Annotated in this window: 25 protein-coding genes; 11 read left to right on the forward strand and 14 right to left on the reverse strand. The window is 59.4% G+C overall.

Going from position 1 to position 24,683, the window contains the following annotated elements:
* Positions 1-6: 6 nt before the first annotated feature.
* Complete coding sequence (locus AF71_RS07155; RefSeq protein ID WP_169680580.1) at positions 7-909, reverse strand: hypothetical protein; 903 nt, start codon at positions 907-909, stop codon at positions 7-9.
* A gap of 368 nt (positions 910-1,277) precedes the next feature.
* Here AF71_RS07155 and AF71_RS07160 point away from each other — a divergent pair, with 368 nt between their 5' ends.
* Complete coding sequence (locus AF71_RS07160; RefSeq protein WP_018858114.1) at positions 1,278-1,673, forward strand: helix-turn-helix transcriptional regulator; 396 nt, start codon at positions 1,278-1,280, stop codon at positions 1,671-1,673.
* A 29-nt stretch (positions 1,674-1,702) separates the two neighbouring features.
* Here the strand turns inward: AF71_RS07160 and AF71_RS07165 are convergent, their stop codons facing one another.
* The 6 genes from AF71_RS07165 to AF71_RS07185 all read right to left on the reverse strand — a co-directional run bounded on the left by AF71_RS07165 (position 1,703) and on the right by AF71_RS07185 (position 7,526).
* Positions 1,703-1,972: a hypothetical protein gene (locus AF71_RS07165; protein ID WP_018858115.1), complete on the reverse strand. Its 270-nt coding sequence runs from the start codon at positions 1,970-1,972 to the stop codon at positions 1,703-1,705.
* A 65-nt stretch (positions 1,973-2,037) separates the two neighbouring features.
* The gene (locus AF71_RS07170; protein WP_169680582.1) at positions 2,038-2,784 is read right to left on the reverse strand and encodes a TfuA-like protein; all 747 of its coding nucleotides are present in this window, start codon (positions 2,782-2,784) and stop codon (positions 2,038-2,040) included.
* Positions 2,781-4,040, reverse strand: coding sequence for a YcaO-like family protein (locus tag AF71_RS07175; RefSeq protein WP_169680583.1), 1,260 nt, complete (start codon positions 4,038-4,040; stop codon positions 2,781-2,783). Before AF71_RS07175 ends, AF71_RS07170 begins: the two co-directional genes overlap by 4 nt.
* A gap of 12 nt (positions 4,041-4,052) precedes the next feature.
* Positions 4,053-4,184, reverse strand: a complete 132-nt coding sequence (locus AF71_RS32110) for a hypothetical protein (protein WP_007795609.1) — start codon at positions 4,182-4,184, stop codon at positions 4,053-4,055.
* A gap of 125 nt (positions 4,185-4,309) precedes the next feature.
* Positions 4,310-6,253 carry a BTAD domain-containing putative transcriptional regulator gene (locus AF71_RS07180; RefSeq protein ID WP_169680585.1) on the reverse strand — a complete coding sequence of 648 codons (1,944 nt, stop codon included), beginning with the start codon at positions 6,251-6,253 and terminating at the stop codon, positions 4,310-4,312.
* A gap of 232 nt (positions 6,254-6,485) precedes the next feature.
* Positions 6,486-7,526 carry a glutamine synthetase beta-grasp domain-containing protein gene (locus tag AF71_RS07185; protein WP_018858119.1) on the reverse strand — a complete coding sequence of 347 codons (1,041 nt, stop codon included), beginning with the start codon at positions 7,524-7,526 and terminating at the stop codon, positions 6,486-6,488.
* 493 nt (positions 7,527-8,019) lie between these two features.
* Here AF71_RS07185 and AF71_RS07190 point away from each other — a divergent pair, with 493 nt between their 5' ends.
* Together AF71_RS07190 and AF71_RS07195 are read left to right on the forward strand one after the other, a co-directional pair.
* Complete coding sequence (locus AF71_RS07190; protein WP_169680587.1) at positions 8,020-8,223, forward strand: DUF2735 domain-containing protein; 204 nt, start codon at positions 8,020-8,022, stop codon at positions 8,221-8,223.
* A gap of 203 nt (positions 8,224-8,426) precedes the next feature.
* Positions 8,427-9,638: a TIGR03862 family flavoprotein gene (locus AF71_RS07195; protein WP_169680588.1), complete on the forward strand. Its 1,212-nt coding sequence runs from the start codon at positions 8,427-8,429 to the stop codon at positions 9,636-9,638.
* Positions 9,639-9,723: 85 nt separating this feature from the next.
* On the opposite strand, the gene panB is transcribed toward AF71_RS07195, so the two are convergent.
* Positions 9,724-10,545: a 3-methyl-2-oxobutanoate hydroxymethyltransferase gene (gene panB / locus AF71_RS07200; protein ID WP_169680590.1), complete on the reverse strand. Its 822-nt coding sequence runs from the start codon at positions 10,543-10,545 to the stop codon at positions 9,724-9,726.
* Positions 10,545-11,420, reverse strand: coding sequence for a pantoate--beta-alanine ligase (gene panC / locus AF71_RS07205; protein ID WP_169680592.1), 876 nt, complete (start codon positions 11,418-11,420; stop codon positions 10,545-10,547). The genes panB and panC overlap by 1 nt, the downstream gene beginning before the upstream one ends.
* A 371-nt stretch (positions 11,421-11,791) precedes the next feature.
* Here panC and AF71_RS07210 point away from each other — a divergent pair, with 371 nt between their 5' ends.
* Positions 11,792-12,457, forward strand: a complete 666-nt coding sequence (locus tag AF71_RS07210) for a J domain-containing protein (RefSeq protein ID WP_169680594.1) — start codon at positions 11,792-11,794, stop codon at positions 12,455-12,457.
* 12 nt (positions 12,458-12,469) lie between these two features.
* Here the strand turns inward: AF71_RS07210 and AF71_RS07215 are convergent, their stop codons facing one another.
* The 3 genes from AF71_RS07215 to AF71_RS07225 all read right to left on the reverse strand — a co-directional run bounded on the left by AF71_RS07215 (position 12,470) and on the right by AF71_RS07225 (position 14,836).
* Positions 12,470-13,465, reverse strand: a complete 996-nt coding sequence (locus AF71_RS07215) for a Tim44 domain-containing protein (RefSeq protein WP_169680596.1) — start codon at positions 13,463-13,465, stop codon at positions 12,470-12,472.
* Between the two features lie 86 nt (positions 13,466-13,551).
* Entirely contained in the window at positions 13,552-14,010 is a 459-nt protein-coding gene (locus AF71_RS07220) for a YbaK/EbsC family protein (RefSeq protein WP_112824032.1), read from the reverse strand.
* Positions 14,011-14,062: 52 nt separating this feature from the next.
* The gene (locus tag AF71_RS07225; protein ID WP_025660595.1) at positions 14,063-14,836 is read right to left on the reverse strand and encodes a DeoR/GlpR family DNA-binding transcription regulator; all 774 of its coding nucleotides are present in this window, start codon (positions 14,834-14,836) and stop codon (positions 14,063-14,065) included.
* A gap of 518 nt (positions 14,837-15,354) precedes the next feature.
* On the opposite strand from AF71_RS07225, the gene AF71_RS07230 reads away from it, so the two are divergent.
* The 6 genes from AF71_RS07230 to AF71_RS07255 all read left to right on the forward strand — a co-directional run bounded on the left by AF71_RS07230 (position 15,355) and on the right by AF71_RS07255 (position 21,592).
* Positions 15,355-16,134 carry a glycosyltransferase family 25 protein gene (locus AF71_RS07230; RefSeq protein WP_169680598.1) on the forward strand — a complete coding sequence of 260 codons (780 nt, stop codon included), beginning with the start codon at positions 15,355-15,357 and terminating at the stop codon, positions 16,132-16,134.
* The gene (locus AF71_RS07235) at positions 16,131-17,498 is read left to right on the forward strand and encodes an O-antigen ligase family protein (RefSeq protein ID WP_169680600.1); all 1,368 of its coding nucleotides are present in this window, start codon (positions 16,131-16,133) and stop codon (positions 17,496-17,498) included. Before AF71_RS07230 ends, AF71_RS07235 begins: the two co-directional genes overlap by 4 nt.
* A 6-nt stretch (positions 17,499-17,504) precedes the next feature.
* Positions 17,505-19,430 (forward strand): nucleoside-diphosphate sugar epimerase/dehydratase, encoded by a 1,926-nt coding sequence (locus AF71_RS07240; RefSeq protein ID WP_169680602.1) that lies wholly within the window; start codon positions 17,505-17,507, stop codon positions 19,428-19,430.
* 43 nt (positions 19,431-19,473) lie between these two features.
* Positions 19,474-20,385, forward strand: coding sequence for an NAD-dependent epimerase/dehydratase family protein (locus AF71_RS07245; RefSeq protein ID WP_169680604.1), 912 nt, complete (start codon positions 19,474-19,476; stop codon positions 20,383-20,385).
* Positions 20,386-20,428: 43 nt separating this feature from the next.
* Entirely contained in the window at positions 20,429-21,007 is a 579-nt protein-coding gene (locus tag AF71_RS07250; protein ID WP_169680606.1) for a sugar transferase, read from the forward strand.
* A 147-nt stretch (positions 21,008-21,154) separates the two neighbouring features.
* Entirely contained in the window at positions 21,155-21,592 is a 438-nt protein-coding gene (locus AF71_RS07255) for a GFA family protein (RefSeq protein WP_192241017.1), read from the forward strand.
* An 18-nt stretch (positions 21,593-21,610) separates the two neighbouring features.
* Here the strand turns inward: AF71_RS07255 and AF71_RS07260 are convergent, their stop codons facing one another.
* Together AF71_RS07260 and AF71_RS07265 are read right to left on the reverse strand one after the other, a co-directional pair.
* A complete protein-coding gene (locus AF71_RS07260; protein WP_169680608.1) occupies positions 21,611-22,669 on the reverse strand; it encodes an adenylate/guanylate cyclase domain-containing protein in 1,059 nt (352 codons plus the stop codon).
* A gap of 48 nt (positions 22,670-22,717) precedes the next feature.
* Positions 22,718-23,167, reverse strand: coding sequence for an SRPBCC family protein (locus AF71_RS07265; protein WP_062368954.1), 450 nt, complete (start codon positions 23,165-23,167; stop codon positions 22,718-22,720).
* Between the two features lie 368 nt (positions 23,168-23,535).
* On the opposite strand from AF71_RS07265, the gene AF71_RS07270 reads away from it, so the two are divergent.
* Positions 23,536-24,666, forward strand: a complete 1,131-nt coding sequence (locus AF71_RS07270) for a calcium:proton antiporter (RefSeq protein ID WP_169680610.1) — start codon at positions 23,536-23,538, stop codon at positions 24,664-24,666.
* The last annotated feature ends 17 nt before the right edge of the window (positions 24,667-24,683 follow it).

Genomic DNA, 24,683 nt, shown 5'->3' on the forward strand with positions numbered 1-24,683 from the left:
CATATGTCAATTGCGGGAGATTGGCAGCTTTGATCCGGCGAGCGCGCGTTCTTCCAGGACAGCATGGCGATAACGGAAAAGCTTTGCGGGGCGTCCGCCCGTTTCGCTCGTCGTCTCGCCGGTTTCCTCGACAAGTTCCTGCTGCTCGATCAGCCGGCGGAAATTCTGCTTGTGCAGCGTCAGCCCGGCAAGCGCTTCGACACTGCGCTGCAGCTGCAGCAGCGTAAAGCTCACCGGCATCAGCTCGAAAACCACCGGGCGATATTTGATCTTCGCACGCAATCTCGCAATGCCTGTCGCAAGGATACGCCGATGGTCCGCGAACATTGCCCGGCCCGGATTGGTCTCGGCCGCACAGCCCGACTCGTTCACAACGCCCGCTTCATAGAGGAGCTCGTAACGCTGCAATACAAGATCCTCGTTCCATGAGGCCTCGCCGAGCCCAAAGGCGAAATTTGCCCGTCGGATCCGATCCTCACGACGGGACGGATCACGCTCGGCCCACACCATAAGGCAGTCGACCAGGTGGTCGAGGACCGCCGGTCGCCCGGTGCGCCAGTCTTCCCACGGAAAATAGCCATACCAGCCCTGCCAGCCGGGGCGGCCGCCGCCTAGCGTCGCTTGCTCATGCACGAGGCCGAGGTAGCTGATCGAAATCGTCCGGCCGCCCAGGATTTCGTTGTTTCGGTCGCGGTCGGCGAAGGTGTAGAGCTGTTCCAGATAGCCGACCGGATGGCCCGTCTGCTCCTGAACCCATTCACGCAGACCGCTTTGCAGTGTGCGATGTCCCATTTCGAACGGACCGGACGGCAGTGCATCACCGGATCGGATCGTCATGACACGCGGTTCGCCACCCGTTACCGCAACCAGTACGGCTATCAATTCGGCATGAGCAAACCCGATCGTCACGGCAGCTACGAATCCATCTGTATCGACTGATCTATCAGTGGCATACCACATCGCGACGCGAAAGCGCTCGGGAGTTTGGAGGCGGAAAGGCTCGCCAGCACACAGGATTGCCGCTACTCGACGCGAAGGAATCCGTCAACTTAAAACGGCCGGCTGAGCACGACCTGTGGTTGCTGCTCCCCGTGACAGAAATTTGCGATTTAAACCCCTCGCAAATCGGGCCGAAAGCCGAATATCCAATATGTTGCCCATCGGCTCTCTATGCGGGATAAAAAACACATCAACGCAATTGATCCGTTCAATTATCTCCGTTAGGTTGATTGCTGGCAGAATAGTCGCGTAACAACCGGCGTTGGAAGGAGAGAGCGATGAAGGAAGGTCCCCATGCAGTTGATGTTCACGTCGGGAAGACAATCCGCATAAAGCGTCTGATGCGTAAAGTATCGCAGACCGAACTTGGTGATCGGGTCGGCGTTACCTTCCAGCAGATCCAGAAATATGAAAAGGGATCAAACCGCGTTTCCGCGAGCATGCTGGTCGAAATTGCCGGTGCCCTCGATGTCGACGTCCGATCTTTCTTCGAGGACGTCAACCCCAACTCGGCCAACGATAATCCGACGCCCAGCGAGGAATTCGTTGTTTCCCGCGACGGCGTGCTGCTCAATGCCGCTTTCCTGTCGATCAAGAACGAGCATGTTCGCAAGAAGATCGTAAAGCTCGTACAGGCAATTGCCGGCATGGAACAGCTGGACGACGGCGAGTAAAGGCGCAGTCCCAACGTCACCCCGGTCCGTCAGTGGCAGTCGAGAAGCACTAGATTCTCGCTGGCGTCCTTCATTGCGACCTGCGTCTTGGTGCCGATCAGCTTTTCGAGGTTGACGTCGAGCTCCCGTTCGGGGTCAATCCCGTCCCAGTCGATGACCACCTGAAGAAGAGCCATGTTGGTCAAGTGCATCAGATTGTTCAGCTTGAGCTTCTGGGCCTCATCCTTTGCCGCCGAGAGCAACCGGAAGATTCTCGCGTACTCGCTACCCGTTCCCTCGTCCCGCGTCAGAATGTTCATTGTCACTGCCTTCTCCAATGATGAGCCTTCCGGGCTTCAGCGATATCCATCATTCAGGTCCGGCGTTACTTGGGCGTTACAGGCGTGACAGCACCTGTGACTTCCGCCCGCAAAAGCTCCCAATGCGAGGTGGCGGCGAAGCCCCAGTCACGCGACTGGGGAGCAAACCTCACCTCCAGCAGATATTGCAGGACGAGTTCGGCGTCCTGACGCTTGCGCTCGACCTTTCCGGCGCGAATCAGCCGCAGGATCTCCTTGGCACGGCCGTCACCGGAAAGGGTGCAGCCTTCGACGACCTTGGGATAAGTACGCTCTGAGAAATGGATCGAACGGCCTGCGAGCAACAGCATCTTGTGCTCGGCAGGCGAAAGTGCGCCCTGCCGATACAGACCGTCGATCGTCGGCTGAAAATCCACCCACGGAACCGAAAGCGGCAACCAGCCGAGCTCTTCCGGCGCATGCACGAGCGCGACGGCCTCGTCATCGATCAGGCGGCCCTCGGCATAGTCCTCGTAGATCGTGCCGACCCCAACCATCCCGAACGCGTCGCATTCGGCTGCGCGAAGCGCGCCCATGCTGGCACCCCCGACAATGATGACATTGTGCTGCAGCCCATAGAGGATTTCCTTGTGCCACACAGAAGGCACTTCCCCGAAGTAGCCGTCAACAATCCCGATCGCATGCGCTCCATCTCGCACCGCCTGAAATATGTCGCCGCGTGCAGCGGGCCCACGAAAGAGGACCGACGGATTCTCTACCCGAAGCCTATCGATGTCGGCGCCAAAACTCGGACCGCCAAAAATGACCTTCATTGCATCGCTCCCTGCATGGCGCTCACGGCCCGCAATCCGAGTTGAATGAATTCGCCGCTGACATCCACCTCAAGGCCAGGAACGATCATACGAACGACCGAGACCGGCAGACCCGGATGGGAAAGCGGCACGGCCACCACCTGATCGATACCCCTCGACCTGAGGCGATCGAGAATGCGGCCGATGTTTTCCTGCATGGTGCGCTGCGGAGCTTCGAGCGAGAATTTCGGAGCAACCGGGGCTTCGTCGCAGAGATTGATGAGCTCTTGCATCGGGCCACCATCATCGAGCCTCTGATAGACACGCGGGGAAAAGTCGTCACGACTGCCGGCAATCGCCGTCAGTCGGCTCTGTGCGGCCTCGGTGATTGCTCGCAGTGCTGCGCGAACAGGATCAGGATGGCATCCGCATCCCCCGCAAACATGGGTCCAGCGGGCATCCACGCGCTCGCCGAGATTGCCGGGAATGATAACTGCCAGAAAGCTCGGAACGCCAATATCGGTCGTCATGTCGAGCAGCAATAGACGCATTCCAGCGCGCCGGATGCGATCGACAATGATATCGAGCACAGGGTCGCCGAACGCGATCGGATCAATTCGCGCGCCGCGCAGCTGTTCATAGGGACGCAACTGCGTCAGCGCCCACGCGTCGCGTTCAACCAGTTCACAAAGACCGTGAAGCACGGCTTCCGCCGGCCGGTTTCCGGAAGCGAGACCGTCGCTCGACTGCTCAAAACCGGACGGCCGGGTGCCCCGATGGTCGAGGCCGACGAGCGGCCAGGGAACGAAGACGGGACGGTTGGACATGATATCGAGGCCCTCGCCCCAGGCGATCGGCTCGGAACCAATCTCAGAAGGGACACAACGGGCCACCGAATCAAGGTCGATCATCGGCGCATGCTCAGCCCTCATGCCGGCGACGGTCGCAATGACAAGGTCGCTGGGCTGGCTTTCGGCAACACGCGTCTCCACCGCCTCCATCGCAGCCGAGGTCATTGCCGCCTCCTCGTCGATACCCTTTCCCTGGAAGACGGAAAGCGTATAGCTGTTCGGTCGCGTGGCAAAGGCAACGGGGATCTCAAGGAGATCCAGCGCGGTGAGCAGACCCACCCTTGTAATACCGAGTTCCTTGAAATGCGGCTTGATCGCCGCGAATGTCTGCCCAGGCGTCAACGAGCGGTCGTGATAGCTGTTGATGCCGGCCGATGAAAGGCTGAGATCTTGCGCCAGGCGCTCGAGTGCGGTCTGAACAGACATTCGCATCAATCCTCAACGGAACTTCAGGGCGTGAACGATATTTGCCGTCGCGTTCGTGTCGAGCTGCACTGCTTCCTGTTTAAGGACGGCCTGAGCGGCTGCCGAAAGACGGACTGCAACGGGCTTGATCTGTGTCGTCGTCATTGTTTCATCTCCTGTTTGAAAACAGCATCGCGCTGCGGACACAGAGAAGATGCACCAACGGGCGTTATTTCGGCGTGACCGAGATTTTCATCAGAAAAGAGGGAAAACGCCGAAGTTGTAGCGCTTCAGGACAGTCCGGCGATGCGAAGACCGTCGATCAGCTGACGCGTGTCCTCCGGATTGCGATCCGGCACGAATTGCCAGACGTCATCCGTACGGAAATCCGGGAAATTTTCGAGGACAATGGCGGCATAACGCGACGCGGTCCGGAGGTCGCCGTTCTTCGCATGTGCTGCGGCCAAGAGGCGCGAGGTCGCCGGACGATCCTTGACGCGATCGAGAACCTCGATCGCCTTTGCGTAATTTTCCTGGACGAAGTGAATCCCACCGAGGTTCCAGTAGTAGTAATCCGGTGGCAGCGGATTGAGCTTGATCGCCGCCAGGCTCAACTCCAGTGCCCTGTCACTCTGTCCATCATGCAAAAGCGCATCCGCGTGGTCGGCGAGGATATCGGCGTCATTCGGGTTGAGCATCTGCGCTTCCGCGAAGAAATCGAGGCTGTCGCTGAAGCGGCGACGGTAAAGAGCGACAAAGCCCAACTCACGCATCGCCCGGCCGCTATTGGGGTCGGTGTCGCGCGCAAGCCAGGCGGACCGGTCGGCGTCCTCCAGTAATTGCGTGTCCTTCATCCCGCGCACCAGCCACTCCATGCCGAGTACGCGCGCCATTCCGGCGTGCGCGGATGAGAATCTGTCGTGGCGGGCCAGCGCCGATTTGAACCATTTGCGCGCCTGCCGCAGATGCTGCAGATCCGTCTTCGAAACGAGACGCTTTCCTTCAAGGTACAACCGATATGCCGACGGGTTGACGTCGTGCGTCATGTCCAGGAGCTCGCGGCGCTCGATCGTGTCGGCAAGCGTCATCACGATACGCCGCGCAAGCTGCCCGAACGAGTGATTGACCTTCTGCATGGCGAGCGGCAGGTCGATTGCCCACAGCACCTCGGCCGTTGAAGTCTTCGTCAATCGGCAGGTCGCATAAATGTCGTCATCACGGCCATGGATGGTGACATAGACCGTATAGTCAAAGCGCAGTTCAGGCGGCGGCGGAGCAGCCATGCCCGCAAGATTGCGATTGACGATTTCCAGACTGGTATGAGCGGCAATAACCTTGAAGCCACGTTGCTGGCTCAGCCCGATCGTTACCTCCTCCAGCAAGGCTCGCCCCACACGCTGCAGCATCGGGTCGGACAAAATCGAATCCGGCGGCAAAATGAGGACACGGGGCTGCCCGACCGGATCGGTGGACGCGATCGCTGGCACAGTCATGGGCGAACTGGCAAGCATTGCTGGAGCGATGATGCCGAGTTCCTGCGCGAGGGCCTGCGTCACGCCATCCGGCTCCGCACCATATTCGGTTTTCAGCTCGCTACGGCAGCGAAAATATGCCTGGCGCGCGGCTGCAAGATCTTCCGCGTCAACGTGCCTTTTCATCAGCGCCCGGCAAGCGACCTCGTTCGCAGGGTCGGCCTCGACGAGCAGACCCGCGAGGAAGAGGACATCGTCAGAGGTTCGCTTTTCCGGCGTTTCAAGCAGTGAAATGATATGGGCTTCGCGACGGCCGGCGATGCGCTGTCGCTCCACACCGATGCGCTCTTCCGCTTCAATCGTCGGCGCCTTGAACCCCTCGAGAAGATCGCCGCCAAGCAAATCCCACGCAGGACGTGGCAACGGCGCGGCCGTATTGGTCAAGACCAGGACGTCAGCAATCCATCCCTCGTCGTTGAACGAGACATGGCTGTTGGTCGTCTTGACAAGGCGGGGCATGTCATCAGGAATGCTGCGATCGATACGCGCAAGTAGCTGGCGCAAGCTGCCGGCACGCTGTTTGGATTGATCCGATTGCCAGAGTATGCCGCGCAGGATCTCGCGGTCCATGGAATATTGCGGCGCGCTCAACAGGAGGGCAAGCAACGCGTAGGCCTTCTCCGGCAATGCAATCTCGTGCCCCTCTGCAAAAAGCGCAGGCGTTCCGAGCAAGCGGAGGAAGTGGCTGTGTTTCCTTGTCACGGCAACTCGCGATTGGAGGATCCGCCAAGAGTATAGGACCAAACACCGACAACGCAAAAGGATTATGCTTGTCCGGCTGGACTTTTCAACCACCGGGTGATTTTGGTGGATGGATCGCAGCGGCGCCTGCCAAGGCGCTTGCCCTGCAAATTCGGTGTCAGCGGGCCGCCTGTCAAGGAAATGGCGCCGATCAGTCGACCGGCGCCACCAAATCTAACGCAAGATTGCTGGCTTAGGCCGCGGCCGAAGCAAAACCGGCAGTCGGAACTTCCGAGATCGTCTTCAGAACCTGCGAAGCGATCTGGTAGGGGCAACCCTGAGAGTTCGGACGACGATCTTCCAGATAACCGCGATAGCCATTCTTGACGAAGGAATGCGGGACGCGGATCGAGGCACCACGGTCAGCAACACCGTAGGAGAACTTGTTCCACGGAGCCGTCTCATGCTTGCCGGTCAGGCGCTTGTCGTTATCAGGGCCATAGACGTTGATGTGGTCCATCAGGTTCGCTTCGAATTGCGCCATCAGCGCTTCGAAATAAGCCTTGCCGCCGACTTCGCGCATGAACTTGGTCGAGAAGTTGCAGTGCATGCCCGAGCCGTTCCAGTCTGTGTCGCCGAGCGGCTTGCAGTGATACTCGATGTCGATGCCGTACTTTTCCGTCAGGCGCTGCAGCAGATAGCGTGCCATCCAGATCTGGTCGGCAGCCTTCTTTGAGCCCTTGCCGAATACCTGGAACTCCCACTGACCCTTCGCCACCTCGGCGTTGATGCCTTCGTGGTTGATGCCAGCTGCGAGGCACAGATCAAGGTGCTCCTCGACGATTTCGCGAGCGATCGAACCCACGTTCGAGTAGCCAACGCCGGTGTAGTACGGACCCTGCGGAGCCGGATAGCCGGTTTCCGGGAAGCCGAGCGGACGACCGTTCTCGTAGAAGAAATATTCCTGTTCGAAACCGAACCATGCGTCTTCGTCGTCGAGGATGGTGGCGCGGCTGTTGGACGGATGCGGGGTGACGCCATCGGGCATCATGACTTCGCACATGACGAGAACGCCGTTGGTGCGCGCCGGGTCCGGATAGATCGCGACCGGCTTCAGCACGCAGTCAGAGCTGCGGCCTTCGGCCTGCATCGTGGACGAACCATCGAAGCCCCAGAGCGGTAGCTGCTCGAGCGTCGGGAAAGCGTCGAATTCCTTGATCTGCGTCTTGCCGCGGAGATTTGGTACCGGGGTGTACCCATCGAGCCAGATGTACTCGAGCTTATACTTGGTCATTTGCGAGTCTCTCAAACATAAATCGTGAGCAAAACCTCACGCGAACCGACCGTTGAAGCGACCAGGCCGCGAAGGGCTGCCAAATGATATGCACGTCGCGTGCCAGTTTGGTTTGAACGGCATCGCGAACTGTTCAAAGCTCGCCGGTCGATCGGCGGGCTACAGGCTAGTTGGCCGTGATCGTGGGCGTGGAACTGATAGCGGACTCAATCATTTAGTCGCCAGGGAAATGGTTGGCGCATCGGTCGAGAAGCTCCGATGGCAGGGCGCCTTCAAGTGCAACATTTTTTTCGCACCCAGCCTACAATGATTACTTTTTATGCGTTTGCTTATATTTTGTACCTTAAAAGATTCTGATACAAAGCGCAGCAAATTTGGATGCTCATTATTCCAACAAATATTGCACTTTTTTCCATCATATCGCGCAAATCCTGTGCACATGTGCTATCGTCGCGTCGACGTCTTCGGAGGCAGGTGAACAAGGAGGCACAAAATGGCCGTTGGTGTGCATCACGAGACTGCAACGATCTACGCATTTCCACAGAAGCGCTTTGGCGCAGGCGAAACACGTCAAGCGGTTGATATTGAACAGGGGATGGCTCCATCCGTTTACGAAAGTTGCTGGTATCACGAAGAGGCAATGAAGAAAGCCGAGGCGCCTGCAAAGCCGAAATTCACGCCCCGCATCGTGGATTGATCTTCGCCCAAACGATGCCAGCCATGTTACAACGGCGCTTAAGGCGGCGTGCCTAACTGTCCGCAGGCGCGCATTCTGCAGAACATAGCCCCATCTAAATGCACAGGATGTGCTGGAGCGTCCCATACCCATCGCAGCGCTCTTGCACACGGCGCTCGCGCGGGCCATGAGAGAGTTTGCAGATCGAGCCTGGGCAACATTTCATGGTCAAGAAGCAAATCGCGATCCTCGGCGGCGGACCGGCAGGCCTCATGGCCGCTGAAAGCCTGTCGTCGGCCGGGCACACCGTCATAGTCTATGAAGCGATGCCGACCGTTGCGCGGAAGTTTCTCCTTGCCGGCAAGTCCGGGCTAAACATCACCCACTCCGAGGACTACGACCGCTTTGCGTCACGCTTCGGCACGTCGAATGCCCGCCTCCGCCAAGCACTGGACGGCTTCAAGCCGTCGGATGTGAGAGCCTGGGCCGCCGGGCTCGGCACCGAAACATTCGTCGGATCTTCGGGTCGGGTATTTCCAACGGCCATGAAAGCCTCGCCGCTCCTGCGCGCCTGGCTGCGAAGGCTTGAGGCGCAAGGGGTTCAGATCCTCACCCGGCACCGCTGGACAGGTTTTTCGGATGGAGGCTATGTGATCGAGGCAAGGGGGGCTGCATATGTGGTCAAACCAGATGCAGCCCTGCTCGCACTTGGCGGAAAGAGCTGGCCACGGCTTGGTTCCGATGGATGCTGGCTGCCCTGGCTGAGAGAGAAGACCATCGCCATCGATGAGTTTCAGCCTGCCAACTGCGGCTTCGATGTCGATTGGAGCGGGCACCTGCGGCAGCGTTTTTCCGGTGAGCCGGTCAAATCGGTCACGGCAACCTCGAGGGTCGGCACCATTCCGGGAGAATTCGTGATAACCCGGCATGGCATCGAGGGCAGCCTCGTCTACGCCCACGCGGCCGTGCTGAGAGAGAGCTTGGCGGCTGGCCAAACCACAACGCTTGACGTCGATTTGCTGCCGGCACGCACACAGGATCGCATCGCCAACGCGCTTGGAAAGCAAGATCCGAAAGCAAGCCTGTCAAACCGGCTCCGCAAGGCAGTTGGCCTTGATGGCGTGAAGGCGGCGCTTCTGCGAGAGCTCGCAAGTGCCACAGACCTCAATGATCCCGATCGACTGGCGCGTCTGATCAAGGCCCTGCCGATCCCCGTTCAAAGAACGCGCCCGATCGCCGAGGCGATTTCCTCGGCAGGTGGCGTCGAGTGGGGGGAGATTGACCGGAACTATATGCTGAAGGCACTCCCCGGCCTTTTCGTCGCCGGTGAGATGATCGATTGGGAAGCCCCGACAGGCGGCTATCTTCTAACGGCATGCTTCGCCACCGGCCGGGCCGCCGCGCGAGGGATCGACACCTGGCTCCGCGAACGCTAAACGCCCCCAATCCGTGTTCCAGCGCCTATGGCGGAGGCCTTGCCAGTCACCCGTGACGTACGGGATCACAGGTGGCGGCTAGACACTATGACTTGCGTTGGAACGTATGTTCCTTGGTGGGGAACTGCCCGGTGCGGACCTCCTCGGCGTAAGCTTCGACGGCTTGAGTCACCAGAGGGCTCAAATCAGCGTAGCGTTTCACGAAGCGCGGTTTGAAGTCGTTGAAAAGCCCCAACATATCGTCTGACACGAGTACCTGCCCGTCACAGGCAGGGGATGCGCCGATGCCGATCGTCGGCACGGGAATGGAAGCCGTGATGTCACGAGCAACGGGCTCGACGGTTCCCTCGACCACGACCGCGAAGGCACCGGCTTCTGCGACTGCCAGTGCATCGCGCCTGATCTTTGCGGCCTCCTCATCGGAATGGCCGAGCGACCGGAAGCCACCGGCCGTGTTGACGAGCTGGGGCATCAGCCCCACGTGACCGAAGACCGGAACGCCTCTTGCTGTCAGGAACGCAATCGTCTGCGCCATTTCTTCGCCGCCTTCCAGCTTGATGCCGTCGCATCCGGTCTCTTGCATCAGCCGGACGGCGCTTCGAAAGGCCTGTTCCTTTGATTCCTGGTAACTACCGAATGGCAGATCGACGATGACGCAGGCACGCGATACGCCGCGCATAACGGCGCGGCCATGGGCAGCCATCATGTCGAGCGTCACGCCAACTGTTGTTTCCATGCCGTAAAGGACCATCCCAAGCGAATCGCCCACCAGGAGAAGGTCGCAGTGTGGATCGAGCAGGCGGGCGATCGGCGTCGTATAGGCCGTCAGGCAGACGACACGGTCCTTGCCCTTCATCGCCCGAATCGAGGCTGTCGTCAGCCGCTTCTGCTTGCTATGGGTGCTCACTACGCTGCCCTCGAATTCTTGACCGATTTGAGCCCGATGATCTTGTTGTCGAGAAGTCGCGTCGTGCCGACTCGCACGAAAAGCGCGACAAGGGCAGGCGCCGATTGCAGCGAGGATAATCGTTCCAGGGTTTCCGGGTGCCGCACCGCGACCACTTCGGGCGTGGCGAGCGGCTCCATCGCGATGAATTGCCTCAACGAAGCCTCCAGCTCCTCGGGACTATCGCAGCCCTTCGCATAGAGCCGCTCGGCTTGCGCCAGCGCATTCGGCACGACAATGGCGGCCGCCCGCTCACGCTCGCTGAGATAGACGTTGCGCGACGAGCAAGCCAGGCCGTCGGTCTCCCGTACGGTCGGCACGGCAACGACACGAACCGGCTGGGCGAGATCCCTGACCATCCGCTTGATGAGCGCCACCTGCTGGTAATCCTTCTCGCCGAAATAGGCACGATCCGGCTGCACGAGGTTGAAGAGCTTCGTCACAACGGTCGCGACACCCGCGAAATGTCCGGGGCGGACCTCCCCTTCCAGTTGGTTTCCGAGTGCCGGCACATCGACGACCGTCAGCATCGGCTCCGGATACATTTCGCTGACATCAGGTGCAAACAGGATATCGACGCCGGCGGCCTCGAGCATCGCGCTGTCGCGCGTCAGGTCACGCGGATATTTGGCGAGATCCTCATTGGCCCCGAACTGCAGCGGATTGACGAAGATGGATACAACGCTCGCCTCGTTTTCGGCGCGCGCGCGCCTGACCAACTCCATGTGTCCGACGTGCAGAAAACCCATCGTCGGCACAAAGCCGATCGTCTTGCCGTCGCGCCGATAGGCACCAAGCTGATCGCGCAATTCTGCGATCTTGCGGATAGTGCGCATGAAACCTCCTCCGAATTCTCCGGGACCTCCAGGAGGGGCCGGACAAATGGTGGCGGATAGAACTCGATTTGACGAAATGCGTCAACGCGGGCCGCGGGATTATATCGATTAAGCAGCAGACTGGGCATGGGTTATTTTCAGCGGGAGCGCGATGACGCGCCTGGCATGCTCAAAGGGCCAGGGTGTTGAACGGGTGGATCTCCATCAACCGCGATCGCGCGTCCGATAACCGTGTCATGCCTGCATTGAATCAGGGGATTTTGTTTATTCTTTTTGTCCAAACTCCGCCCCAGTGATGGTAGAAGAAGGCCTCGATGGACGAATGCCCTTCATGGGTGTCACGGCAATGTCCGAACAGCGACGGAGGGATGGTGACCAATCCTTATGAGATTCTTGGGGTCCGGCGAGACGCGACCGACGAACAGGTGAAGGCTGCTTATCGGCGTCGCGCAAAGGCGACGCATCCGGACTCTGGTGGCGACCCGGAGGCTTTCAGCCGCGTCCAGAAGGCCTACGAGCTTCTATTGGATCCAGTTCGCAGAAAGGTCTTCGACGACACCGGCTACGATGTCGAACTGGCCGATCCCATCGATCTGCAGGCACTTATCGTCATCGAAAAGCTCGTCAATCAACTGACCTTGGACGAGCGCGAGCCAGGCACGTTCGATCCCCTCGCCCGCATGCGGTCCGACCTTTCTGAGGAAATGCGCAAGGCGCGTTTCAGCAAAAGAGAACTCGAGCGCCACGCCTCACGCATCGAGCATCACCTGGAACGGCTGGAGAAGCGACCGGCGACCGACATCCTCGGTTCCATGTTGCGCGCACGGATCAAGGCGATTTCGACTGCAATCGGCGAGACCGAGGCGAAGATCAAGGCCAATGAGCGCGCCTGTGAAATGCTCTACGACTATACCTATGAAGTAGACGTTCAGGAAGGCGAAGAGGGACTTGCCGTGGAGGACCAGTCGGCGCCGGCCCTGCGCGGCAAGCGCGACGATCGCCCGCTTTGGGTCGTCCCGACTGCCCAGGAAGGTTGATGCGCCGCGAGGTTACGCGGCGCGCTGCTCCGTGCCCTGGATCGCGGCAAGCTTCCACTCGTCCGCCCCTTTGCGGACGAAGGTCCAGACTTCCGTTGTTTCCGTAGGCCGACTGTTGTCCCCACTGACGAGCTTGCCATTTGCCCGCTCGACAAGCGCATCGATAGACGAATAGCGCATCGCGAGCGTCGCGTAGTCCGCGCCATCCTCCCGCCAGGCTTCGGCGATATCGCCCTGCAGCAGCTTGACGTTGGAGACTTCGTTGCGCACGCCGTTCGTCGCATTCTCCCCCAGTTCCTCGGCCAGGTAGGACATGGCCTCCGGTGTCGTCAGACGACGCAATGTACCGTAGTCTTCGGCACCATAAGCGGTCTGCACCTCCGTCAGCAGTTGCTCGAAGCGATCAAGATCGCGTGGACTCAACCCGAGCTCGTCATTTGGTTTCGCGCTTGCCTGTGGCTGTTGATAACCTAGCCCCGATCCAATCGACGGGATCTGAAACGACCCGTTGCCGGCTGGAGTCATATTGCTAGCCGTTGCGCGACCAGGACCGCCGTAGGCCGGTTGGCGGCGATTGGCGAAGAAGCGCATGGCAAAGGAAATCGCAATCGCGATCAGAGCGATTTGCAGCAACATGCCGAGGAAGCCGAAGCCGCCACCAAAACCGTGGCCGAGCAACATGCCAAGAAGACCGCCAGCGATGAGGCCGCCGATCATCGACCGTCCGAAGCCGTTGAAGAAGCCGGGCCTCTGCGCGCCGAGCGGTTGCTGGCCGGCATACGGCGCGTTGGTCTGCGGGCGAGGCGTCATCGAACGCTCAATCGGTGCGGCAGGCGAAGGCGCGGTGCGGGTAACGGGCGGCGCCTGGAAGGTCCGTGTACCACGGCTGCCGAATCCGAAGCCGCCAGCCCGGCGCGCATCAGCCTCGCCGATCGAGGCAAACACGGTAGCGCCTGTCAGAGCGGCAATCGCCGCAATCTTGGCAAAACGCGAAACGGCACTCGGCATCCAATCTCTCCTGTCATGACAAATGATGCATGTCGGGAGCTTATATAGGGATTGCCCCGCGGGTTTGAAGCCTTAGGGGACGATCTTCATTGGCAGACATCGACCCAGGTTGCCTTGGTGAGTTCGGCCAAGCGTTCGGTCGATATGCGTACAGCTGAATTGGTGGAGCCGGCTGCCGGTACCACCTCGTCAAATTGCCTCAGCGAGACGTCGCAATAAATCGGCATAATCGTTTGTAAACCGAAGGGGCAGACACCCCCCACGGGATGGCCGGTAACCTCCACGACCTCGTCTGGCCCAAGCATCCGGCCCTTGCCCCCGAAGGTATCCTTGAACTTCCTGTTGTCGAGCCGCGCAAGCCCGCCGGCAACGACAAGCATCGTTTTCTCACCGACACGCAGGCAGATCGTCTTGGCTATCTGGGCGGGATCGACCCCATGCGCCTCCGCAGCCAGCGCCACCGTCGAGGAACTTTCGGCGGTTTCGATGATCTCGACGTCGGGAGCATATGCGCGGAAGAACGCGCGAACGGTTTCTAGACTCATGGGCAAACGCTAGCGTAGGACCTGGATGAAATGAACCCCAAATTGTCAGTGTCTATGCATCCGCTGATCCGGTCTCGATCAACTTCACGCTGTTTTCCTGACAGAGGCGGCGGATCGACGGCGCAATGCACCGATCGGTGATGAACGTATGCACCTGGGGAAGTTGCGCGATGCGGACGGGCGCAGTCCGCTCGAATTTCGTTGAATCGGCAACGAGGATGACATGCCGCGCATTTGCGATGATTGCCTGCGCGACTTTCACCTCGCGAAAGTCATAGTCAAGCAGTGCGCCATCCTCGTCGATCGCAGACGCGCCGATAACCGCATAGTCCACCTTGAACTGCCTGATGAAATCGACGGCTGCCTCCCCCACAATACCGCCATCGGAGCCACGCACCACGCCGCCAGCGATGACGACCTCTATCGTCGGGAACAGTCGCAGTCTGTTGGCAACGTTGATGTTGTTGGTGATGACCATCAGTTCGTGATGGTTCGTCAACGCATCCCCGACCGCCTCGGTTGTCGTGCCGATATTGATGAAAAGCGAGGCGTTATTGGGAATGAGACCGGCTGCTGCAACGCCGATTGCCTGTTTCTCCGTGGCCGCGATCTGGCGTCTCGCCTCGTATTTCACGTTCTCGGTACCACTCGGGAAGGTCGCTCCACCATGAACACGCGTCAAGATCTGTGCATCGCAGAGGTCGTTCAGATCCTTGCGGATCGTCTGCGGCGTGACGGAGAAATGGGCAGCCAGATCCTCGACGAAAACGCGGCCGTTCGATTTGGCCATTCCGACTATTTCCGTTTGGCGATCGCTCAGGAACATGAGCCCTGTCTCTTTCACTTGCGTTTCGTTTTGCAGCCTGAGAAGGCTTAGCAGAGGCACAAGCGCACGCAAGGGGCGATCTGGCAGCAACAGGATGTCTGTGCAGGGAGTTTCGATTTCGATCGCGACTTTTCGCGGCTGCCGTCTCTTTCGACAGCCAGCCAACCCAACGCATTGGGTTAAGGCAAAGCTCGGGAGCGGGACAGCAATCGTCGAAAACTGATGCACTGGTTCCACATTTGGCTTGCAAAGACCGGCCATGTTGAAGATAGGAGGCCCTGCGCTGGATTTTGCGTGGTTCACCACAGCAGGACGTGATTTGTCGCGTTGGCCTCGGTCACGCGGCATGATCACCGTCGCAATTGTGGATGCACACGTAGAAGGTGTTGTAGATAAGGATCGACGGAAATACTATTCATTAAAGCCGGCCAAGGCGGCCGATTGCTTGTGGCATCCGCAGCCTCTTCGAGGCAGGAGCGACGCAGAGCCAGGGAAGTGCCACAAATGACGCGGATCAGATGCTGAAACTGAACACATTGACGGGAATGGGGCGTTTGCAAGGTTTGACCGGCGCGTATGTGATCAATCTGGACAGTTCGTCAAAGCGATGGGCGGACGTTTCGTCGCAAGCAACTCTTGCTGGCATGGAAATCAACAGAGTTCCCGGCGTCGATGGAAGGGTGATCCCATCGACGCAAAGATCAGGGTTCAACGAGAAGGCGTTCCTGCGCCGAAATGGCCGGGCGATGCTGCCCGGCGAATATGGTTGCTATCGCGCTCATATCAGAGCCCTGGAAGCCTTTCTTTCCAGCGACTACGAAAACGCCATCATCATGGAAGATGACGTCGAATTGCGTCATGATTTTACCAATAGAGCAGAGGCAATCTTGCGAGCAGTGCCTTCCGCCGAGGTAGTAAAGTTGCTTAATCACAGATCAAGGTGGTGCCGGACAGTGGCTGTTTCTGAGTATGGAGACGCGGTCGGGCGCTGTCTGCACGGTCCGCAGGGGTCTGCGGCTTGCTACCTGGTCACGCGTGAAGGGGCTCGCAAGCTGCTTAAAAGCGCCGACAATATCGAATTCCCCTATGATATGACACTCGAGCGCGGGTGGAAGACCGGCGTCAGCATTTACACGGTTCGACAAAATATCGTCGAGTTGTCCGAGCGCTCGGCTATGAGCCAGATTGCCGATCGGGCTCAATACCGCGCCGTAAAACTGCGAGGCGCCCGCAAGCTCGCGACGCATTTTCTTCGCGTGATCGAGTATGCACGCCGAATTCGGTACGCACTATCATGACGGCACCTGTATTTCGCAAATTGGTGAAGTCGTCAGCCCTCGATATCACCACCGGTATCTTATGGCTGGCCATGATGTCAGTGACGTTGATAGAAAGCGATGCCTATCGATATGCTGCCATCCTCATCATGGGTTTGACCTTCACGCTTCGCAAGGCCCCTTTCCGCCCGGTAATGAGTGACTGGCTTTCGATCGTCTGCATTGCCTGGGGCGTCTTCGCCCTGTCGAGATTCCTCTTCGGCGTGATTTCAGCCGGTGAGAAAGGCGCATCAGAATGGCTCTACGCTTTCGCAATCTTCTTTCCCGCGATGGGCGTGGCACTGCAGACGAGCTGGCATCTCATAAAGCCAATCTTGTTGGCTTTCTTCTGCGGTGCGCTCGTCCTTCTTGCTGTCTCGACGCCGTTTTCAGCGATCATGGCGGGCGAGTACATATCTCCCGCTTTCCATCATAATTCCATTCACGGCGCCGTCGGGTGCGGCTTCATCTTCATCGGAGCCTTCTACTGGGCGGTGCATCAGTGGGAGATTGGCAGTTCCGCACGGGCAAAGGCAATTGTGCTGGCGATCGCCGTGGCTGTCATTGGCTTGGCGATCTTCAATATTTATGGCGCCAAGTCCAAGGGTGTGTGGCTGGCGCTGCTGCCTGCAGTTGGTCTGATGACTATCACGACCCTCCTTTACCTCAGGAAAAAGACCGTGCTGGTCGCCGCGATCGGTGGGCTCCTGCTTCTGTCGTGGGGCATCTACGAGGTTCGTGACAACGTCGCGCATTACGGGGCCGCGACGCTCAATGCCACTGTGATGATCGCGGAACGATTGGATAGCGGCGCGCCGCTTGAGCGGGTGATGAAGGAGGCAATCGAATCACCACAGACCCCGATGTCGATGGATGAGCGGCTGCAGCTTTGGACCAACGCGCTGCATGTCATATCCGTCTCGCCGATTTTCGGCAGCGGGAACGGCTGGCTTACGATCTGGCGGACAACACCCTATGCCAGCGTTCCATACACGTTGTTGCATGATGGCTATCTGGAGATTCTGGTTCGATATGGGATCGCCGGCCTCGCGATATTGGCGCTGATCGTTGTCTCAGGCATCTATCGTGTCTATCGTGCTTCATCGGCAGGCGTGATCAGCAGGAGTGCCTTTGCCTGCTACCTGACGTTCGCGGTTTACTTTGGCTTCACGATCCTGACCAATTCGAACAACCGGCTTGCGATGGGCGAATCCTATTCCTTGCTGTTTGCCGCCACATGTTTTGCCTGTTCGATGAGGCTGCGTTCGCGCTTGGGTCAGCGAAGTGGCGTTGCTCCTGATATCAGCGGCCCGTCCGACGCAATCCCGGCGGGCGTGCACGGATAGGATAAGATGCGGGCGCTTTCCGACAGGTACGTTCAAAACATTCTCGATCTGCCGAGGCCGGCCAAGCGGGTATTGGCGCTGCTGGTCGATTCCTGCCTCTGCATCCTGACCATCTGGCTCGCCTTCTGCTTTCGATTGAACGAATGGGTGGCGCTGACCGGAATTCAGCTCTTGACCATTCCCGTTTCACTCATAATTGCCCTGCCGATCTTCATCACGATGGGTCTATATCGGGCCATCTTCCGCTTCCTTGGCTGGTCGGCCTTCGTTACCGTTCTGAAGGCCGTGACCATTTATGGCCTTGTCTTCATGGCCGTGTTTACGGCGATCAGCTTCCCCGGAGTGCCTCGCACGGTGGGGATCATGCAACCCCTGCTGCTGCTGCTCGCGATCGGCCTTTCGCGCTTTACGGCGCGGTACTTCCTGCATGAAGCCTACAAGCGGATCCTCCGTCAGAGCACGCAGACAAACATGCTCGTCTACGGTGCCGGCTTCCGTGGCCGGCAGGTTGCGGGCGCCTTGAGCAGCAGTGCCGACTTGAAGGTTGTCGGCTATCTCGACGACGACAGGAACCTCCATGGCAGCCTCATTGGCGGCGTGGCGGTCTACGATCCTGAAAAGATCGTCGAATTGAGCGCACGTCTGAACGTGCGCACGATCCTTCTGGCACTTCCCAAGATCGACCGATCGCGTCGCAACGAGATCCTGGAGAAGCTCAGGGGCGCGCGCGTTGCCGTTCGCACGATCCCCGATCTGAACGCCCTGGCCGGCGGCCAGGCAGAATTCACCGATCTGCAGGAACTGGATATCGAGGACCTTTTGGGCCGCACGCCGGTTGCGCCCGACCAGACGCTGCTGGAACGGAACATCCGCGGGCGGGTGGTGCTCGTCACAGGCGCGGCCGGCTCGATCGGCAGCGAGCTTTGTCGCGGACTGGCTCGATTGAAGCCCGCTCTGTTGTTGATTCTCGACCAGAATGAATACGGGCTCTACGCCCTGGAGAACGAACTTCTCGGCAGCAACCCGGAAAGCGGGCTTCAGATCGTTCCCCTGCTTGCCAGCGTTTGCGACGAACATCGTATCCAGAAGATCATGGAGACCTGGCGGCCGAACATGGTCTATCACGCTGCCGCCTACAAGCATGTGCCGCTGGTCGAGAAAAATCCGGTCGAAGGCGTCAAAACGAACGTTTTTGGCACGGTGACGGTTGCACGGGCAGCGATCGATGCCGGCGCCGAAAGGTTCATACTGATCAGCACGGACAAGGCTGTCAGGCCGACCAATATCATGGGCGCCACCAAGCGGCTCGCGGAAATGGCGCTTCAAGGGTTGGCGGCCGAAGGCGCCTCGACGGTTCTCACCATGGTGCGGTTCGGCAATGTCCTCGGATCCTCCGGTTCGGTCGTTCCGCTGTTTCGCCAGCAAATTCGCCAGGGCGGCCCGATCACGTTGACGCATCCCGAGATCACGCGCTTCTTCATGACGGTGCCTGAGGCGACCGAACTCGTGATCCAGGCCGGCTCCATGGCCAAGGGAGGCGATGTCTTCGTCCTCGACATGGGCGAGCCGGTCAAGATCATCGATCTCGCTCGGCGCATGGTCGAACTTTCCGGCCTGGTCGTCCAAGACGAACGAAACCCGTCCGGCGACATCAGCATCGTTACGACCGGCCTGCGGCCGGGAGAGAAGCTTTACGAAGAGTTGCTGATTGGTGACAATCCCGAGCTGACGGAACATGCCAAGATCATGCGCGCACGGGAGCGGTTCATTGCATTGGAGATGCTGATGCCGAAACTCCAGCAATTGAGTTCCGCCGCAGACGAAGGAGATGTCGAGGCACTGCGACGCATTCTGAGCGAGCTTGTGCAGGACTTTCACCCGTTCGACGGAGTGGTCGATCTGGTGTCTGTTCGCCAGGGTGCCTCCAGTTGATCGGGATATCGCTTGCCATTCTGCAATCGGCTCGGAGCTGAGAATGCTACTCGTTACCGGCGCGACAGGTTTTGTCGGTCAGGATCTCCAGCAGGCACTCCGTGTCCGCAACCTCGCCTACAGGACGGCCAGCCGCTCTCCCCGAGCAGGGTCTGTTGCCGTCGGGAAGATCGATGCTGAGACGGATTGGAAAGCCGCCCTGAGCGGCGTCGATGTCGTCATCCATCTGGCGGCGGCAAACCAGAATGTCATCGATGGGTCGGACTCGGGGCCAGGTTCCTTCCGTAGAGTGAACGCCGAGGGAACCATCAACCTTGCTAAACAGGCTGTCGCCGCAGGGGTCAATCGGTTCGTGTTCATCAGCACGATCAAGGTGAACGGGGAACGATCGGCCGCCGGGCGTGCATTCACGTCGAATGATCCAGCTGCTCCGACGACAGAATATGCCGTCTCAAAGCTCGAAGCGGAACAAGCCCTGATCGCGCTTTCGAAGACAATCGGGATGGAGATCGTCATTATCCGCCCGCCGCTGGTCTATGGACGTGGCGCTGAAGGAAGCTTCCGAGCGCTCAAACGGCTCGTTCGGAGCGGCATTCCTTTGCCCCTGGCTTCGATCGACAATCGAAGATCCATGATATACGTCGAAAATCTCACCGATCTGATCGTGACCGCCGCATCTCATCCCGCTGCCGCTGGCCAAATATTCCTGGCGGGCGACGGCGAAGCGGTCTCGACGCCAGAATTGATGAGGCGGCTGGCGACCGCCATGGGGTGTTCGGCGCGATTGCTTCCGTGCCCTCCCGGCGTTCTCAATTTCCTCGGCCGGGCAACCGGCAAGGCAGAGCTGGTGAACCGTCTCACCGACTGGTTGGAAGTGGACATTTCGCATACGCGCGCGCTATTGGACTGGACGCCGCCTTTTGATATGCGAACCGCACTGAAGCGCTCGTGCTGAAACGTTTGGCATGAATTTTTGAGACAGGAACACGAATATCCCGATGGTCAACAGCTTTAACAGGTCTTTGAAGCGGCTGTTTGATATCTGCGCTGCGTGCCTCGGACTTATCGTTCTCTCTCCGGTTCTGCTCCTCCTTGTGGTCCTCGTACGCAGATCGTCGCCTGGCGGCGCGTTGTTTCTTCAGGAGCGCGTTGGCCGGAGTGAGGTACCGTTTGTGTGCATCAAGTTCCGGACGATGGCAGCGGGTTCTCCGAACGTCGGCTCTCATGATGCGGCTTCCTCCTGGATCACACCGCTCGGCAGAAAGCTGCGCGCTTACAAGCTCGACGAACTGCCTCAACTGATCAACGTCCTGCGCGGTGAAATGAGCTTCGTCGGTCCTCGCCCATGCCTCCCATCGCAGCATGACGTCATCGCCGCACGACGTAAACTCAAGGTGTTTTCCGTGAGGCCTGGCATAACCGGACTGGCCCAGCTTCAGGGAATTGACATGTCGACGCCTGAGGCTCTCGCGCAAGCCGATGCCCGCTACATTCAAAAGGCTGGTTTCTGGCAGGACATCGTGCTCGTGCTCAGTACGTTGGCAGGACGAGGAACAGGGGACGCGGCCGCAAAATAGGCCGGGGCGATCCTCAATCCACGGCTCCATTTGACAACCTCGACGCACCCGGCAGCGATTGCGGCCGCCCAACTTGGGACGTCGCACCTGTCGTACCCGCCCCATCTGCGTTAGAAGATATGAGGCAATCGTCGGGGGAGAGTTTTCATGACCACGGGGGAAGCGCAGCAGACCGCCGTCAAAATAACCCGCGGATCCTGTCATTGCGGAGCGGTTCACTGGGAGTTTCGCGGCACCATTCCCGATGCGACGATCTGCAACTGCACGGTTTGCCGGCGCTACGGCGTCCTCTGGGCCTATGAATATGATGGCCAAGGAATTCGCGTCGAAGACACGACCGACGCACTCACCGCTTACATCCGCGGCTCACAAAGCCTTTCCTTCAACTTCTGTCGCCGCTGCGGCAATCTCGTCAGTTGGCGTGGATTGAGGCCAGGCGACAACGGGCAGACGAGAATCGCCGTCAACCTTCGTCTCGCCGAGCCCGCTGACGTCGCCGACATACCCCTGCTGCGGTTTGATGGCCTCCACAGTTTCGAGGATCTGCCGTCGGACGGGCGCACAGTCGCCGATGTCTGGTTCTAGTGATCGCTCTCCGTGACCTCAGTCGCCGGGAAGCGTGAAGACGGCACAGGGCTCGGCAATGCCACGCAGCGAATGGTAACCCATGGAAACCAGGGTGGTGGTCGTCTCTGCCGCGACCTCCCCGGAAAGCAGTACGGTACGCCCCAAGGGCTTGCAGAGGCCTTCAAGCCGGCTGACCAAATTCACTGCGGGGCCGATTGCGGTGAAATCCAGCCGGTCGGCAGCACCTATATTACCCCAGAGGATTTCCCCGAAATGCAGTGCCACACCGAAGGGAAGTGTTGGCAAACCCTGGCCCTGGCGCACGGTATCGAGATGGGCCATGCCAGCGCGGGCCGAAGCAACGGCGCGAAGTGCCGCCTCGCAGGCACTGGCAGGCGTAGTGGTGACGGGGAAGATTGCCAATACCCCATCCCCCATGAACTTCAGCACCTCGCCCCCGAAGGCATGAACCGCACCGGCAATACGATCAAACCAGGCATCGAGCGTGGCGATCATCACCGCTGGCTCGGTTGCTTCCGAGAGCGCAGTGAAATCTCGCAGATCCGCGCAGAGCAGAGCGGCCGGTATCGTCTCACCGGTACCGCGAGACAGAGCGCCAGCCTGAACGCGGGCAGCGCTTCGTTTGCCAAGATAGGCTTCGAGAAGCGCGGTCAATCCAACCCTAGCTGCTAACGCGGCCAAGGATGGCGCTGCAAAACGCGCCACCTCATGCAGGTCACCGGCCTCCGCGGGCGTGAACGCACGCGTCCCGGCCCATCCGAGAACCGGGCTGTCCGGCGCAAGGCCCACGACGTCCTCAGCCACCGGCCCAAGACCAGACAACCATTCACGCCCAGCTTGATTGCGTGAAATATCAGTGAAGCTCAAAGCCTCGATTACGGCTCCGGTCTCGGCTCGCCATAACCAGGTGCGGCGGGCGATGATTGGGTGCGGTGCCGCAAGGGTCAGGGCACCGCCTGCCAGCGGCAGACCATCTATCAGCAGCCGCCGGCCCAATTCGGCCAGGAACCAGTCGGGATCCGGCGATGTGCCGGCTTCATCGATCAACCATGCAAGCGAGTTGGGCAGATCCATGCTTAAATCATGCCATGCCGGCTGAGAGCTGTCACCCACGCCGGACCGTCATCCAGTTCGACCGGCCCACGGATCCGGACCCGGATCGCGTCCAGCCGCGCACTGCGCCATTCGGCCAAGATAATGCTCCCAGCCTTCGGCATGTCCGGCACACTGCTCGGCATTCGGCAATCCGGTATGTGTCAGCTTCAACAGGGTTCCGTCGGGTTTCTCGATCAGATCTATCTCCACCAGGCTCGACCCCGGCGGGACTATCTCGCTGCCATCCCAGCCAAAGCTGTAGGCGAGCCGATGGACAGGCACGACCTCTCGGAACGAGCCACGCGCGAAGCGAGCGCCGGTAACGTTGACCAGATAGAGCCCACCGGGCTGAGGTTCGACCTGTGCTTCAGTCCCCATCCAGCGAAGGATCTTTTCGGGATCGGTGAGCAAGGCAAAAACCGCCGAAGGTGGCGCCGCGACGTGTGTCTCGCGATGAACGACAAAAGGCTCCGGCATCAACTCCTCCTTCGATTGGCACAATCCAGGCCGCCTACGGTCTGCAAGGCGCCTGTCATGATCCCTCGTGAGGGGAGATAGGCAGGAGAGTTTCCCCAGCAAGTAGACCAGCGCGCCATGTTCGGGCCGCGCGGCATCAAACTCGGTCTGGAGTTGCATAGCGTTATCCGCATGCCAATGGCCTGCCAAAACCGAGGAACGTTGGAGACGCGACATTCGGGGTTGAGGTTGGCCAGCGATGTCGGAAAGGATTTATTCTAGCGGAACAGTGGCCGCACGGTCAGCCAGACACCACTTGTGCGATGGGAGTGGACGGACGGGCCGGGTTGTGGCGTATTCATCGAAACGACTTCGAGGGCCCCGCAGGAATGAACCCGGAAGTGGCCGTGCAGCAACGTCACTGGTCGGCGCCGATGCGCCGGGAATGGCTACTCGCCGTCAGCATTGCGACGAGCGTCATATTCCTGTTCTTTGGTGAGTCTCTCTTCGGGTTGCTCGTCAATCCGATATGGCTTGCAGTCATCTTTGTGTGGTTGTTTTCAGTCGTGCTCGGTTCTGCACTTGCGGTCGTGCGTCATGCCGATCATCTCGCGGAGCGACTGGGCGAGCCGTATGGGACGCTTATTCTGACGCTAGCCATCACGTCGATAGAGGTCATGGCCATCACTGCTGTCATGCGTCACGGCGAAAACAATCCGACGCTGGTGCGCGACACGCTCTTTGCCGTGGTGATGATCATCCTCAACGGAATGGTCGGACTGTGCCTTCTGATTGGAGGCTGGCGGCGGCATGAACAGCACCACAACCTCCAGGGAGCCAATGCCTATCTCGGCGTTATCGTGCCCCTGGCAACGCTCAGCATGATCATGCCGAACTTCACGCACCCGACAAACGGTCTGCCCTATTCGACTGTGCAGCAAGCGGTTCTCGTCTTCATCTCCGTCGGGCTCTACAGCGTATTTTTGATCCTGCAAACCGGACGGCATCGAGGCTTCTTCATCGAAGACACCGGTGAGGTTTCAGTCGAGCATGTCAGGACCAGGGAAGGACCTTTATGGCTTCCCGTCATCCTGCTGGTTGCCTACATGACCCTCGTTGTTTTTCTTGTCGAACAACTGGCAGCGCCAATCGATTTCGTTATCGAGACAATTCGTGCTCCGGCGGCACTCGGCGGCGTTGTCATGGCCATCCTCGTCGCGACACCTGAGGCGATTGGCGCCGTGCGGGCCTCCGTCGCCAATCATCTGCAACGGTCGGTCAACATTTTCCTGGGATCCGTTCTGTCCACAATCGGCTTGACCGTCCCTGCGATGCTGATCGTCAGCCACCTCATTGGCCATCCTGTCGTGCTTGGCCTCGAGCGCACCGAGACCGTGATGCTCGTTCTCACTCTGGCTCTCAGCACCATTACGTTTGCGAGCGGCTACACGCACCTCATGCAGGGCGCCGTGCATCTCGTTCTCTTCGTTGCCTATTTCCTGCTGATATTCGAAGTTTGAGGGCCGGTTCGCGGCGA

The organism is Rhizobium sp. 57MFTsu3.2 (assembly GCF_012932765.1).
In the GTDB taxonomy this organism is placed as follows: Bacteria; Pseudomonadota; Alphaproteobacteria; order Rhizobiales; family Rhizobiaceae; genus Rhizobium; species Rhizobium altiplani.

Excerpts from the sequence above, each read along its gene's own strand:
- AF71_RS07215 (WP_169680596.1), bottom strand. The coding sequence starts at position 13,465 with ATGCCGAGTGCCGTTTCGCGTTTTGCCAAGATTGCGGCGATTGCCGCT.
- AF71_RS07270 (WP_169680610.1), top strand. The coding sequence starts at position 23,536 with ATGAACCCGGAAGTGGCCGTGCAGCAACGTCACTGGTCGGCGCCGATG.
- AF71_RS07195 (WP_169680588.1), top strand. The coding sequence starts at position 8,427 with ATGGTCAAGAAGCAAATCGCGATCCTCGGCGGCGGACCGGCAGGCCTC.
- AF71_RS07240 (WP_169680602.1), top strand. The coding sequence starts at position 17,505 with ATGCGGGCGCTTTCCGACAGGTACGTTCAAAACATTCTCGATCTGCCG.
- AF71_RS07220 (WP_112824032.1), bottom strand. The coding sequence starts at position 14,010 with ATGAGTCTAGAAACCGTTCGCGCGTTCTTCCGCGCATATGCTCCCGAC.
- AF71_RS07225 (WP_025660595.1), bottom strand. The coding sequence starts at position 14,836 with ATGTTCCTGAGCGATCGCCAAACGGAAATAGTCGGAATGGCCAAATCG.
- AF71_RS07260 (WP_169680608.1), bottom strand. The coding sequence starts at position 22,669 with ATGGATCTGCCCAACTCGCTTGCATGGTTGATCGATGAAGCCGGCACA.
- AF71_RS07250 (WP_169680606.1), top strand. The coding sequence starts at position 20,429 with ATGGTCAACAGCTTTAACAGGTCTTTGAAGCGGCTGTTTGATATCTGC.
- AF71_RS07165 (WP_018858115.1), bottom strand. The coding sequence starts at position 1,972 with ATGAACATTCTGACGCGGGACGAGGGAACGGGTAGCGAGTACGCGAGA.
- AF71_RS07230 (WP_169680598.1), top strand. The coding sequence starts at position 15,355 with ATGCTGAAACTGAACACATTGACGGGAATGGGGCGTTTGCAAGGTTTG.
- AF71_RS32110 (WP_007795609.1), bottom strand. The coding sequence starts at position 4,184 with ATGACGACGACACAGATCAAGCCCGTTGCAGTCCGTCTTTCGGCAGCC.
- AF71_RS07190 (WP_169680587.1), top strand. The coding sequence starts at position 8,020 with ATGGCCGTTGGTGTGCATCACGAGACTGCAACGATCTACGCATTTCCA.
- AF71_RS07255 (WP_192241017.1), top strand. The coding sequence starts at position 21,155 with ATGACCACGGGGGAAGCGCAGCAGACCGCCGTCAAAATAACCCGCGGA.
- AF71_RS07265 (WP_062368954.1), bottom strand. The coding sequence starts at position 23,167 with ATGCCGGAGCCTTTTGTCGTTCATCGCGAGACACACGTCGCGGCGCCA.
- AF71_RS07245 (WP_169680604.1), top strand. The coding sequence starts at position 19,474 with ATGCTACTCGTTACCGGCGCGACAGGTTTTGTCGGTCAGGATCTCCAG.
- AF71_RS07160 (WP_018858114.1), top strand. The coding sequence starts at position 1,278 with ATGAAGGAAGGTCCCCATGCAGTTGATGTTCACGTCGGGAAGACAATC.
- AF71_RS07185 (WP_018858119.1), bottom strand. The coding sequence starts at position 7,526 with ATGACCAAGTATAAGCTCGAGTACATCTGGCTCGATGGGTACACCCCG.
- AF71_RS07175 (WP_169680583.1), bottom strand. The coding sequence starts at position 4,040 with ATGTCTGTTCAGACCGCACTCGAGCGCCTGGCGCAAGATCTCAGCCTT.
- panC (WP_169680592.1), bottom strand. The coding sequence starts at position 11,420 with ATGCGCACTATCCGCAAGATCGCAGAATTGCGCGATCAGCTTGGTGCC.
- AF71_RS07170 (WP_169680582.1), bottom strand. The coding sequence starts at position 2,784 with ATGAAGGTCATTTTTGGCGGTCCGAGTTTTGGCGCCGACATCGATAGG.
- AF71_RS07235 (WP_169680600.1), top strand. The coding sequence starts at position 16,131 with ATGACGGCACCTGTATTTCGCAAATTGGTGAAGTCGTCAGCCCTCGAT.